The organism is Candidatus Magnetobacterium casense (assembly GCF_019173545.1).
GTDB classification, from domain to species: Bacteria; Nitrospirota; Thermodesulfovibrionia; order Thermodesulfovibrionales; family Magnetobacteriaceae; genus Magnetobacterium; species Magnetobacterium cryptolimnobacter.
Genome location: NZ_JABXWD010000071.1, coordinates 1 through 12,344, shown reverse-complemented (window position 1 = coordinate 12,344; position 12,344 = coordinate 1). Strand labels below are relative to the sequence as shown.

The 12,344-nt window shown below is 45.9% G+C and carries 14 protein-coding genes; all 14 read left to right on the top strand.

The genetic code is table 11. From position 1 onward, the window contains the following. The coding region (locus HWQ67_RS05770; protein WP_218251702.1) for a hypothetical protein at positions 1-409 on the top strand (409 nt) is incomplete at its 5' end. A 13-nt stretch (positions 410-422) separates the two neighbouring features. Next, positions 423-1,022 carry a hypothetical protein gene (locus HWQ67_RS05765; RefSeq protein ID WP_218251701.1) on the top strand — a complete coding sequence of 200 codons (600 nt, stop codon included), beginning with the start codon at positions 423-425 and terminating at the stop codon, positions 1,020-1,022. Between the two features lie 44 nt (positions 1,023-1,066). Continuing rightward, a complete protein-coding gene (locus HWQ67_RS05760) occupies positions 1,067-1,969 on the top strand; it encodes a hypothetical protein (RefSeq protein ID WP_218251700.1) in 903 nt (300 codons plus the stop codon). After that, a complete protein-coding gene (locus tag HWQ67_RS05755; RefSeq protein WP_218251699.1) occupies positions 1,966-2,703 on the top strand; it encodes a hypothetical protein in 738 nt (245 codons plus the stop codon). Before HWQ67_RS05760 ends, HWQ67_RS05755 begins: the two co-directional genes overlap by 4 nt. A 323-nt stretch (positions 2,704-3,026) precedes the next feature. After that, complete coding sequence (locus HWQ67_RS05750; RefSeq protein ID WP_218251698.1) at positions 3,027-5,009, top strand: hypothetical protein; 1,983 nt, start codon at positions 3,027-3,029, stop codon at positions 5,007-5,009. 31 nt (positions 5,010-5,040) lie between these two features. Further along, positions 5,041-5,544 (top strand): hypothetical protein, encoded by a 504-nt coding sequence (locus HWQ67_RS05745; RefSeq protein ID WP_218251697.1) that lies wholly within the window; start codon positions 5,041-5,043, stop codon positions 5,542-5,544. A gap of 2 nt (positions 5,545-5,546) precedes the next feature. Further along, positions 5,547-6,455: a hypothetical protein gene (locus HWQ67_RS05740; RefSeq protein WP_218251696.1), complete on the top strand. Its 909-nt coding sequence runs from the start codon at positions 5,547-5,549 to the stop codon at positions 6,453-6,455. 1 nt (position 6,456) lies between these two features. After that, positions 6,457-7,383, top strand: coding sequence for a hypothetical protein (locus tag HWQ67_RS05735; RefSeq protein ID WP_218251695.1), 927 nt, complete (start codon positions 6,457-6,459; stop codon positions 7,381-7,383). A 1-nt stretch (position 7,384) separates the two neighbouring features. After that, positions 7,385-10,120 carry a hypothetical protein gene (locus tag HWQ67_RS05730; RefSeq protein ID WP_218251694.1) on the top strand — a complete coding sequence of 912 codons (2,736 nt, stop codon included), beginning with the start codon at positions 7,385-7,387 and terminating at the stop codon, positions 10,118-10,120. Between the two features lie 14 nt (positions 10,121-10,134). Next, a complete protein-coding gene (locus tag HWQ67_RS05725; RefSeq protein ID WP_218251693.1) occupies positions 10,135-10,503 on the top strand; it encodes a hypothetical protein in 369 nt (122 codons plus the stop codon). Between the two features lie 4 nt (positions 10,504-10,507). Next, positions 10,508-10,777 (top strand): hypothetical protein, encoded by a 270-nt coding sequence (locus HWQ67_RS05720; RefSeq protein WP_218251692.1) that lies wholly within the window; start codon positions 10,508-10,510, stop codon positions 10,775-10,777. Beyond that, entirely contained in the window at positions 10,765-11,307 is a 543-nt protein-coding gene (locus tag HWQ67_RS05715) for a hypothetical protein (protein ID WP_218251691.1), read from the top strand. The genes HWQ67_RS05720 and HWQ67_RS05715 overlap by 13 nt, the downstream gene beginning before the upstream one ends. A gap of 12 nt (positions 11,308-11,319) precedes the next feature. Further along, positions 11,320-11,634: a hypothetical protein gene (locus tag HWQ67_RS05710; RefSeq protein ID WP_218251690.1), complete on the top strand. Its 315-nt coding sequence runs from the start codon at positions 11,320-11,322 to the stop codon at positions 11,632-11,634. Positions 11,635-11,927: 293 nt separating this feature from the next. Next, a complete protein-coding gene (locus HWQ67_RS05705; protein ID WP_218251689.1) occupies positions 11,928-12,326 on the top strand; it encodes a hypothetical protein in 399 nt (132 codons plus the stop codon). The last annotated feature ends 18 nt before the right edge of the window (positions 12,327-12,344 follow it).

Genomic DNA, 12,344 nt, shown 5'->3' with positions numbered 1-12,344 from the left:
CCACTGCCGACATAGGAAAGGAATTATGAGAACCTTCGATTATTACTGTCCATGTTGTAATCGGTATTTTGAAAAAACAATCGGCAGTGATGAAAACCTGCACCACCAGAAGTGTAATAAGTGCGGGGCTCCTGTTCGCCAGGTTTGGATAACTGCTCCGCAAATGAATGTGGCGTTTATGCCTAAACGCAATCAGAGTGTAGCCGGAACCTACGATCCAAGGTATGTTGACCAGCCGGAAGATAGGGACGCAAGGAAGGAACGATTGTGGTATTTGAACCAGTGGAAAAGAACCAATACCGGCGGGTTGTCTGACGAAGAATATGTTTATTTGAAAAAGGATATAGAGCGGGAATTAGAATTAGAACCAAAGTTACCGTGGGAGGAACCTAAAGTTGTCAACGAATGAAGATATTTCCAGAATGGCAAAGGAGAGAATGCCTGGTCTTACGTCCCCAAATGAAGTTTGGTTGAGGGCGGTAAGTTGGGCTTGTGCGGATTTCTGTTCAAGGGTGGAGATACCCGAATTGCAGGCGACAGAAGAAATAGCGGGGAGTGCCAACGACAGTTCTTACAATATGTTGTCGTTATCTTCGGGAACATTTGACAGGATTATCGGTAAGCCGTTTTGGGGGAAGTATCCCCTTGATTTTCTTGAGAAGGGGGACTTTGACAGCTACTACTACGATACCGATAGTAAGGGGACTCCGCAGTTTTACAATATATTTGAGTCGGAATTAAGAATAGCCCCGATTCCCAATTCGGCAGAAACGCTTAAGGTTCCATACCAAATGACGTCGGATGATGCCAGCAACATACCCGAAAGATATAAAAACGTACTTGTTAAGTTGACCTGTATGGCTATGCTTCCTATGGGTTCTCCGTCATGGTTGGCGGTTAATGCCGAAGTGGAATCGGATATTTCAAGGTATCAGGGGCAGGTGGGATATAAGCCCAAGTCCTTTAAGCGTCCGCCGTACAAACAGGCTCGGCAAGAAATCATATCCAATATAGACAGATGATTACATATATCGCTATATATTTTTTCCTGGCTATCGGACTGGACATGATTCAGTTCAAGGTGACGAGGTATAACTACTGGGCTCCTTACAACGGGATAGGTATGGTGCATGACGTTGTTACCGGAAACGCCAACGCTCCTATGCAATACAGGATATTGATTCCGATGGTTTATCGGTTGCTTGAAACATGTTTCGGGTCTAAAATGTTTTATGAAAAACAGATAAGGAATGTGATTTTCATTTATGAACCACTTAAGATACTCTTTATGTTTTTGGGTTTGTGGGCATTCCATGTTTATCTTTTAACGTGGTTCGGCAACTTTTCTGCGTTTACCGGAACCTTGTTTATGGCATTGTTTTGGGTGGTTAGTTTTAAGTATGATTACACAGATTGTTATCTGGATGTAGTCCTTTGGAGTTTATTCTGCTTGGCTGCGATAGATGGTTCCTTTTGGGTGGCAGCAGCCTTATTTGCCCTTGCAATGTTAAACAGAGAAGTGAGTATTCTCATGGTCTTGATTTATTATTTGTTTACCGGAGAGACTGGGAATACAATGCTCTTGCTGTTGGTGGCCGGATTGCTTTATATCGGAATGTTTATTGTTTTTGGTTACAAAAAGAAGTATTGCACCACGAAGGAAATAGCAGGGATGAATTGGGGGGATTTGAAGTTGCTGTTTTCTAATCCGGTTCAAAAGAAGAAAAACAAAATAGGGTTGCCGGTTTTCAACGAAGCCTTTATTTTTCTGGTTGTTGTTGTTGGAATTATTCTTCTGGTTATGGGATATAACGATTACCCTCATTTGATAAAAATGTTATGGTTGGTTAATATCCCTTTGTTTATTTTAGTCTTGATTGGTGGAAAAATCGTAGAACTCAGGATACTTATACCGTTTGGTTTTTCCGTGATACCTTCACTTATAATTGCTCTTGGGGGGGTGCAGTGAAAAAAATAGTTTTTTTGTTGGCGGTTCTATTGGTACCTATGTTGGCTTTTCCCGGCGTAAACGTGGTTACTCTGTCAAGTATGCAGAAGCAGGTGCGTAGTTACCTGGCGACAGATGCCGACCCGTATTATCCCAATGATACCCTGACAAATTTTATCAATCGGGCTTGTCGGGAAGTAGCCAGTTACGGTGTAATAGTGAAACTTGACACCGTTACGGTTGCCAGTGGAACCATAAAGGTTGCTTTGAATGATGATTGTTTGGATGTCCAAGCCGCCCTTCCATGTTCTGCTTCCGGTCAGGCCAAGTATGATGGTATCCTTCCTCTTGGTCGAATAGAATTTAAGGACTGGAATAGGGTAGCTGCCTCTACACAGGAAACAAACACCAAATACTATACGGTACAGCCTTCTTTTATCAGTCCACTTGCGGCGGCTGGAACAGGGGCCGCAGCTGCTAATCTCTGGTTGTGTCCGGAGTGGAATCTTGGGACTGATAGCATTTGGGTTTTCTATTATGCACAGGCGAAAGAACTTTCAGCCACCACCGACTCTACTAATATCCCTTATCAATATGTTCCACTGGTAGAGTTTTATGCAACCGGACTGGCTCTGGCAAGTAGTAAGAATTTTAACGAAGCAGCCTGGTGGTTTGCTCAGTACGACAGGGCACGACAGGAAAAGGGATTGTTGAAACAATTAGATTTTATTGTCAAACCAAAGGTGATTGAGTGAAAAAACATCTTTTTCTTATATATTTTCTCCTTCTCCTTTCTTTAGTTTGGTGGGGTTCATGGGTACAGGCACAGGAGAGGGTACAATTCCCTCTCCTGCCTGATAAACCCAAGGCAACTGTTCAGGAGGTTAGTCCCCCTATGCAGATTATCGACCTCCCGTCTTTCAGCCCGACTGCGCAGTGGCTTGGTACAGACAAGTTTAGTGGTGGCATAAATACCTTTGTTCCGCCGGACAAGTTGGACTTAAACCAGGCCGTGGAAATCGTTAATTTCTTACCCTATGGGGGATATTGGCTTAAAAAGAGAGATGGATACCAGAAAGTGCAGATTACTCCGCTTGGTACGGTTCGGGCAATGGGAACGGTGGATTCTGCCGGAGTTAAGGATAGGTTGGTAGTGGCTGCCGGGAGCAATTTGTACTATACCGATGATGCCTACAATGGAACGTATGTGGATTTTGGCAATACGAGTGAAGTACAAACCTTCTTTACCCCAACCCCATTTGGACTTGTTATCTCCAACGACGGTTCGGATTCGTGCCGGCTGTGGAATGGTATATCCGCAACCAGTATAAAAGCCCTGGGGGTGTGTATTTCCAGCACCGTTGATTGGGATTCAACTTATCTCGGTGATTCGATTCTTGTAAAAGATACCTCCCAGGCATGGACTCCCAATTACTGGATTGGGTATTATTTCAGAACGACCGTAAATAGACAGATAGTGGACAATGGGTATGACTGGCTTATGGTCTACTCTCCTACTGCTGTCGATACAAATTGGGACGACAGCGCATATACCATCGTAGCTACACCGGATTCGGTCGGAAGCGGACTTGGCTTCCCCAGAGGCAGGGCAACGGCTTACTATCAGGATAGGCTCTTTGTCTCATCTGCCTACTACAAAAACAGGATTTATTATTCCAATCCTCGCTTAATCAACGACATTGATCCGGATGCCATTATAAATCTGGACATGGACGCTATCGACGAAATACAATGGATGGGAGTATTTAATGGGTATCTGATTGTCTTTGGAAGTAACTCCATCTACGCAATAAATGCTTCCCTTGAGGCTACCCCAATAACTAAAGCGGTGGGATGTTCTGCGCCAAAGAGTATCGTGGTGGGGGATGACTACATCTATTTTCTTGCACAACCAACCGGAATATACAGGTTCGCCGGAAATATGTATGGTTCACTTTCCTATAAGCTGGAGAAGATTTCCGATCCTATCCGAGAAACCCTGTCAAGTGTAGAGGCGGGCGTTCTTGACGGTGCTTGCGGTTTGTATTCAGAGAAAAGATATTGGCTGGCATATAGCCCTGATACATCCCTGGTTTTTGACGAAAGAACAAGCGGATGGTATAAGCAGGGGTTCGGATTTACGGAGGCATTGCCTTATACCGGAGAATTTCGGTTTCAGGTTAGCGATTCCGTCTATCCCAGCGCAGACGGAGATACCGTTGCGTGGACGGCCTCTGCCGGTTCGGATTGGGATTGTGTAAATGATTGGAGTACGACGGACTATATATCTACAGCTACCAGCGGTGCGGTGGAAAAATTTGCACTTGCTGATTTAGCTAACTATCCTGACGGTACAATAGTTCAGAGTCTTACGATTAAGATTTTAGCTAAAGAGGCGTTATCTCTCCCGTTTTATGTATATGTGGATGTGATAAGCGGGGGAGTAACATACAGAATTGGAACGATTGATTTAATTACGTCGTGGCGTACATTTACCTTTACAGTCGATACCGATCCGGCTACTGGATTGGCTTGGACAGAGGCGGGAATTAACGCCCTTCAGATTCGGTTTAAAAACTCTGATTCGTCTACTAAATATATTGCCGGGGTTTTAATTTATCCTGTTCTTTTTGGGAGTATCCCCTCGGCTGATTTTGTTTTTGCCAGTACGAGCAAAGATTACATCTACAAGTACGGAGGTGTTTTTGCCGATGATACCACGTCCGATGCCACCTTCAATGTGTCCGGTATTGTACCGACGGCTACCTACAAGACGGGATGGATTGTTCCGGGACTTCCGATAGACCAGTATAACATGCGCAAGTTCTGGTTAGATAAAAAAAATGATGGGAACATTTCTGTTTACATATATAAAAACAGGCAAACTACAGCCGTTTGTACTTTGACGGTTACGGAAACACAGGATACTACTCACCTGTCCTGGTTACCACCGAAGGTTTCCGGGCATGAGTTCCAGTTAGAAATAAAGAGCAGTGCAGACTCTTGTCAAATTATGGGTTGGGGTGCGCTTATTCGCAACCTCGGAGAAAGAAAAGACTAAAAAAGGGGGGCATATGATTCCGTGGGGACAGATGAAAAGTTGGGCGGATTATTCGAGGGGTTATAACAATCCAAACAGTGGCGGGGCGATGGGTGGTATGGGTGGGGGAGGGGCTAATCCTACTCAAAACCAAACTCCTTCGTGGGAAATATTGCAACGGATATTTGGCGGACTGCAAAGCGGAGATCAGGATTACCGTAAGTGGATGAGCAATCTACTCAACACAATGGGTAGTACCGCCAGAGGACAACTTGCCGGTGGAATAGGTTCACAACTCGGACGGATGAATGTATCTATTCCTTCCGGTGCAGGTGTGTTGGCCAACAGGTATATGGGGTCGATGGGCGATCAGATGGAAATGATTAAGAAGTTGATAGACCAGCCCAGCCCTTATGCGCAGAATCTAAGTCAGGCTCTTTCGCTGGGGCAGGGACTTATGCCTACATATCAAAGAGGCGGGAACAATTCACTGGAAGAATTGATGAAATTGCTTAACCTTACCGGACAGTCAGGCAGACAGACAAGGAGGTGGTAATAATGCCAGGAACAAATCCCTATATACCCGATTTTCCATATAATGACCCAGAGATTGGCCATCAGTGGGATGCGGAGGGAAACAAAACAACTATGTATGGAAAAGATTTGTACTGTAATAGGAACTCCCCCAATTATGACCCGGTGCTTTGCAGTGCTGCTGGTGGGACACCCTACGGAAGAAGTTATGGCAGCAAGGGATCACAGGGACAGGGTGAAGGTTCTGCCAAGAGTGGTTTAGGCGATTGGTGGGACAGTTTGCCGGGGTTATCTGAAAAGCCGAAAAATAAGTACGAAGAGATACTAAATGTTCTCAGGGATAGATTTGTTCAAGACCCTTTTCAGCAGGCTACGGCTGCATCCACAAACTCACCGATGGCAAGTGCCTTGTGGGATACTGTGTATGGGAAGGGTGTCCCAAGATACGAAAACGTAATGTCGGAAATAGCAAAAATGGTTATGCCTACATGGGAAGGCAATAACTATATACCCCAGTCGCCATTTGATGCAAACAGATTTAGTTCTCTCTCGCAATTAGCTCAAATGTTACAGCAAAACCGGCAAGGATATGCCTCGGCGTTAAATAGTGGGTATGGTTCTGGTCTTGGTGCATCTACGTCGATGATTCAGGGCGCAGGGAATCAGCTTCAGGGGTACAGAGGACAGGATCAAGATCGGTATTTGAAGGAGAAGCAGATGCAGCATGAGATGGAAATGCTGATACTCCAACTACAGGCACAGGCAGCAGCGCAGGGTGGGGGAGGTGGATTATTCGATATACTCGGTGGTTTATTGGGTATAGGTGGTTCTGGTGGTCTTGATTGGCTCTGGAAATTGCTTAAGTCTGGTGGTTCTGGTGGTTCTGGTGGCGGAATGAATTACAATCCCGGCTTTTTAGGGGGAGGATATTAACATGCCGCTTGGAAGTCCTGGTTGGGATTACGATACCTCTGGCTATGAAAACGCACTGATGAATTTGGCCGGAGTCCAGCGCAAACAGAGCCAGACAAGTTTTCCCGATTTCCTAAAAATGATTGCATCTATGCTTCTCGATGTGAAGGAGCGAAAGAGACTGCAAGAACAGGTAGAATGGGAACGATCTACGAAAGAGCGGGAACTTAGTTTGGAGAGTATGATTGGGGAGGCACAGGCAGACTACTATCGAGCACAAGCAGAAGATGCAAGGAGGGTGCCAGAACCAAAAACATTTACTCCAAGCAGTGAACTGGAATGGTGGTTGCAACAAAATCCTGGGAAAACAATTAAAGACTACTGGATTGAAAAGTTAAGTATAGAAAACCAGCATGAAAAGCCGGATGAGCCTACAGCCGAAGCCAGAAATTGGGAGATGGATATTGAAAATTTTAGGCGGAAGTTATTGCAAGAACAGGAAGGTTCTTTCGGCCCTCCTTCGCCTACGGGTTCTTCCGGCCTCCTGTCTAAAGACCAAATAGCCAAACGGGCATGGAATAAGGCGTTTGAAAGAAAGTACGGGGAGAAAGAGGATGAATCCAAACCCAAAATAACAGTCAAGGAACTTATTAATAAGATGCAACCTACCAATCTTGTCGGAACTCCGGTGGAGATGACACCAGAATTAAAGTATCAGAAGTTGGCTCCCTTTGAGGGATTAGATGAGGCCACCGGCGAAGAAGTTGACGTTGCCTATGAAAGTGTGGGTATGCCTACAAGGGCTATGCGTCAGCAGTTATTGGCAGACTTGAAGGCTGGCACGTGGGGGGATGCCGAAGGAGCGGTAAGTCAATTGATGACAGTTTTGGGTTATGATGAACAAACCGCCAAATGGTTGGTAAAAATGTCAGGCTTAACCGAAAAATAATATGCCGGTAACTAATCTTAATGACTATATGAAGTTGCGTTCCTCTGTCCTTCCTGATGAAGACGAGGCGGAAAAGGATCGTCGTGAACGGTTAATGCAACAGGCACGACTCCAGGAACCAGGTACGCTTTCCGAGACTGCCAGTGGGCTATCCGCTGCACTACGTGGGTTGGTTTCAGGAATGACTCTTGGTGGTTCGGATAAGTTCCTTAAGGCTGTATTCGGTAAGGAGGCGGTAGAGAAAAGGGAGGGGGAGCTTGCCCCACATACTGGAGTTCGTAAGGCTGGGGAGTTTGCCGGTAATATTGTTCCTGTGAGTACCTCGCTTAAGGTTGCGGCTGCGGTTCCCTGGGTTGCCAAGCTCCCGAAGGTTGTTCGTGCTGCGGTCACAAATACGTTGGCGGGTGCGGGGCTTGGGGCATTAGAGCAAAAAGGAAAAGATGAAAGCAGAATTGAAAAAATAGGAAAAGAGGCGGCTACATTTGGAGCTATTGGGGCTGGTACTGCTGGACTTGCTCCGGCTGTTGGGGCGATTGCTAAAAGCAAGGTTCCAGTATTCAATAAAGTCGCCGGATGGTTTGTAAGAAAACCGTTGCCAAAAGGATTTCAGCCACGATTAAGGGAATTCTATGGGGAAACCGCCACCAAAAGGGCTGAGGCTCGTGAGGTTGGGGCAGAACTTGGGGCATTGAGTAAAGGCAAACAGATTAGAGCGAAGCAAGTTATTGCTGGGGGCATTACAACTCCCGCTACTCCGCCGGAAGTAATTGAACTTGTAGACAAACCAATTACCCGCTTTGCGGAAGCAACGAAAACATTCCAGGAGGGCGGGGCGCTTGGCAAACCATATTATCAGAAGTTGACTAAGGCTGAACTTGCTGACATGAAAGCCAAAAAGTTAAGCTTGGAAAAACAGTTTGATAAACTTCAACACGATACAAGACATATTCCTTCTGATTCTCCGGCTTTCAGTAAGAGCCAAGAAATGCTGGACAACATCGAGACCAGTATTTCAGACATAGACAAACGAATATATATCCACTATCATGAGGGGGGGTCTCAATATTTCCCCCGGATGTATGCTTCCAAAGAACAACAGGGGGCTTTGTCCAAATGGGGATTCTTTAAGCCTTTCAGGTTTCGGGGTAAGCGTACCTATCTCAAGGCCAGAGAGGACATACCCGAAGAAGTCCGCAAGAACATGGGCGAGATAATGACAGCGGCCTACCCTGTGCAGCGCAGGCTTGGACAGTTAAGTTACGATACATCTGTTTTTAATCTCTTTGACGATGTAGCCCAAAACCCCGAATGGTCTACTACCAGCGCAGAAATTGCCCAACAGAAGGGATGGGTGAAGTTGACCAAAACTCCTACCTGGGGACTTGGTGCGCTTCGCAAGAGTTACGTCCAACCGGACGTAGCTGAAGTTCTAAATAGTATGTCTGAAATCAGAAGTGGTTTTGAAAAGAGTTACGATAAGTTTCTTGGTGCATGGAAATACTCAAAGGTAATTCCACGTCCGAGTACGTGGGCAAGGAATATCTTCAACAATTTTGTTTTTGCCGACCTTGCCAATGTCAACCCCAAAGTGATTCCTTCGGTCGTGAAAGATTATGTTTCCAATGGGTCGATGCGACGGGAATTGGTGAGGGTTGGGCTTTTAGGTGCAGAATATTTGCCGACCGAAGCGTCTGCTGTAATGGATGTTGTAAAAAAACCTGGAGGAAATATTTTTGATTGGACAGCAGACACTATGAAGCGTGGCGTTAGTGGACTTGGCAAATTTTATACAGCACAAGACCAGATATTCAAGCAATGGATTTATGCCAGCGAGTTGGCGGGGGGAGCTTCCAAAGAGAAAGCATTGGACGCAGCTTTCCGTTGGATGCCCAATTATAGAGAAGTGCCGAAGGCAACTCAGGTATTACGCAAAAGTCCTTTTGGTGCGCCCTTTGCCAGTTTTACATCTGAGGCTTTGCGGATAGCAGGGGAAGCTGCCAGAGAGCAGCCCCTCAAATTCGCCAAGTGGCTTTCGTTGCCACTGGTGATGAACGAGGTGTCGAAGCGAAAGCTGGAAATATCAGAGGAAGAATGGAAAGAAGTCAAACAAACCTTTCCTGACTATATGCACAATGGACTACACGTACTGCTTCCAATGGGTAGTAAAAACAAGTTCCGTGTTTTAGATTTAACCTATATGATGTTTTATGGGGATGCCATAGAATACGGATTAAAGCCAAGCGTCAAGTTAATGTCTAATCCAGTGGTTACTGCGGCGTCTGAGGCTATAACCGGTATTGATACTTTTACCGGCAAGCCAATAGTGAAACACGTCAAGCCTACGGTAAAAGAAAAAGTGCAGGATTGGACAGATTATCTTTATCGAGACTTTATGCCAGCCTTAGCTCCTGAGATTCCAAAGACAGGCATTAAGGGTGGCTTTGATTATGTCAAAATAAAAGATACCATTACTGGGAAACCACATCCATTTACTGGTAAGCCTCCTTCTGCGGGAGAGACTATTGCCGGTACGGTTTTTGGATTAAAAACCAAAGAGATGCGACCCGAAGAACTTAAGACTTCGTATTTGAGTCGAAAGTCTGGTGAAATATCCGAACTTGAAAAAGAACTATTTAGGGTAGCTTTAGATAAATCCCTGACTGAAAAAGAACGACAAGCAAAGACAGAAAACATAAAAGCTAAGATTCTACAAATTCAAAAAGAGATAACCCCCTAACTGAAAGGACTCCTATGGCGGACAATGGAAAGAAGACATGGTTCGTGTTAGCAGGTGTAGTTGCTGTTCTTAGTATCGTAACTTTTTTCTATACTCAAATCGACAGCAGGGTGGCATCCTGCCCCAAAATAACGAAACTCGAAACTCAGCAGGAGAACCTCCAGGAGACTGTCGCCGATTTGGCAAGCACCCAAAGGACGATGGCGGGAATAGTTTCTGATCTGGTTATTAACCAGAAGAACATCAAAGATGTTATCAGGGATTGGGTAGGTGTAGATGCGAGGATTGTTGTTCTTGAGACCAACCAAAACAATATGGAGAAGCAACTGGATAAGATACAGATAACGCTGGACGATCTCTTAAAAGAATTAAGGAAGCGGTGAAATAATGATCGACTGGTCACAGTTCACCACCACGTTCAGCACCCCGGACAAGCTCTACCATTTCATCGGCTCGGCTGCTCTGTTCCGATTTCTGCTGGACTGGTTGGGAAGGCGGTATTCGAGGCTGGCCGTAGCTTGCACGGTAGCGGTGATGGGGATAGTCTATGAGTTCTATCAATTACTTAATGGCCAGTGGTTTGACTTCTACGACCTGACGGCTAATTGTGTGGGTATCGGGCTGGCTTGGGCGTGGGTCTGGATTTGGACAAGATAACCCTTAACTTAGGAGGAGCCGTGAAAAAGCTCTTGGTAGTGGCAGTCGTTTTATCGCTGGTTCTCTTACCGGCGATGGTTCAATCGCAGGAGAAGGAAGGCAGTTGGTTCTTTCAAGGTCAGGGAGGGGTGTTCTCCAAGTACAGTGTTTTGAAGGAAGGGCACGTTTACGGGATGGCCTCGATGAATTTTATGAAGATGGTATTAGGAAAGAAGTTGGCCGTCAGGGGGAACTATCAGGACGTGGAAGGAGCAGGGGAAGATTGGAATGATTATACCGGCGAAGTGGTTTTCTTCACCAGAGACCCTAATTTGCATAAGTTTCAGATGTACTTATTGGTGGGCGCAGGGATGGCGCACTCTCCGAGCGGAGAAGAATCAGACTTTGCCGAGTCCTCTTTTTCCGGTGGTTTTGGACTAATTATCCCGATAAGAGGATTGGACTTCCTTCTGGAAGGTAAGGCTAAACGATTGGACACCGATTGGATAGGCCAGCTTACTACTGGTATGCAGGTTGGATTAGACTTTTAACCGGAGGCAATAATGCCTATATTTGGAATCTTTAGCTTTATGTCCGCTCCGGTGGAGTGGGCGGGTTTAGGGCTGATTGGAATAGCTATCGGCTGGCTGGCAAACAAATACCTGAAGCCCTGGCTGAATACGGAAATTCGGCTCAAGGTGGCGAGATACGTTCTCTTGATGGCCGACGAGATAACCGACCAGTTGATGGTTAAGTACCCCGACAAGAAGCTGGTGGAGGTTCTTGACGAGGCCGTCGATACCCTGATGAAGGTCTGCGGAGTCAGTAAGGAAGTGGCGGAGCGAGCCATTAAGGCTGCCATTGCACGAAAGGGATAGCCATGCTTATTAACAAACGGACAGGCCAAGCTCATACTGCCAAGTGGGCGGTGATATTCGGGGGATTGCTCGGCCTACTGATAACAGCCGGAGTTATATTTGAACGGCTTCCGCTTGAATCCATGACGATCTGGATTCCTACAATCATCGGTCTGTTGGCAATGGCGCTAAGAGAGAAGAACGGTAAATAAGGCAACCCTTGGTGGCTTGTCGAAAATCGGGTACACCCGTGTGGCATTGCCCAGGCAGGTCGCCAGGGGAACACTATAACCCGATTGCCCTGGGATGTCCGTATGCAGGGCTATGGAGATGACTCCGGGGCTGGTAATCTCCTGAACAATATGAAGCCCCTGCCTGTAGGAATCGGACTCGCAGGCAGGGGCAAGCCCCCAAGAGAAAGAGTTGTTATGAAAAAGAAATCAAAGAAGAATCTATATTACGATCCAAAACATTCTCTTGGCCCCGGCGAGCCATTTTGGGTGAAAGAGGACTTTTATCTGGGGTGTTGTGATTGTGGATTAAGACATCACGTGGTGGTTAAGCGAAAGGTTCGTGGCAAGGGTAGGCTTGACAAGTGTGAGGTTACGCAGAACAAGGAGTGGATTTGCCTTGAGTTTTACCGTGATGACAAGACGACCAATTTCGTTCGCAAGGAAAGAGGTATCAAGGTATTAAAAAAGTCTAACAAATAGAATTAAGTGTAACATATT

Coding starts and splice junctions, on each gene's coding strand:
- HWQ67_RS05760 (WP_218251700.1), top strand. CDS start 1,067: ATGATTCAGTTCAAGGTGACGAGGTATAACTACTGGGCTCCTTACAAC.
- HWQ67_RS05765 (WP_218251701.1), top strand. CDS start 423: ATGGCAAAGGAGAGAATGCCTGGTCTTACGTCCCCAAATGAAGTTTGG.
- HWQ67_RS05740 (WP_218251696.1), top strand. CDS start 5,547: ATGCCAGGAACAAATCCCTATATACCCGATTTTCCATATAATGACCCA.
- HWQ67_RS05705 (WP_218251689.1), top strand. CDS start 11,928: ATGCAGGGCTATGGAGATGACTCCGGGGCTGGTAATCTCCTGAACAAT.
- HWQ67_RS05745 (WP_218251697.1), top strand. CDS start 5,041: ATGAAAAGTTGGGCGGATTATTCGAGGGGTTATAACAATCCAAACAGT.
- HWQ67_RS05710 (WP_218251690.1), top strand. CDS start 11,320: ATGCCTATATTTGGAATCTTTAGCTTTATGTCCGCTCCGGTGGAGTGG.
- HWQ67_RS05725 (WP_218251693.1), top strand. CDS start 10,135: ATGGCGGACAATGGAAAGAAGACATGGTTCGTGTTAGCAGGTGTAGTT.
- HWQ67_RS05720 (WP_218251692.1), top strand. CDS start 10,508: ATGATCGACTGGTCACAGTTCACCACCACGTTCAGCACCCCGGACAAG.
- HWQ67_RS05730 (WP_218251694.1), top strand. CDS start 7,385: ATGCCGGTAACTAATCTTAATGACTATATGAAGTTGCGTTCCTCTGTC.
- HWQ67_RS05735 (WP_218251695.1), top strand. CDS start 6,457: ATGCCGCTTGGAAGTCCTGGTTGGGATTACGATACCTCTGGCTATGAA.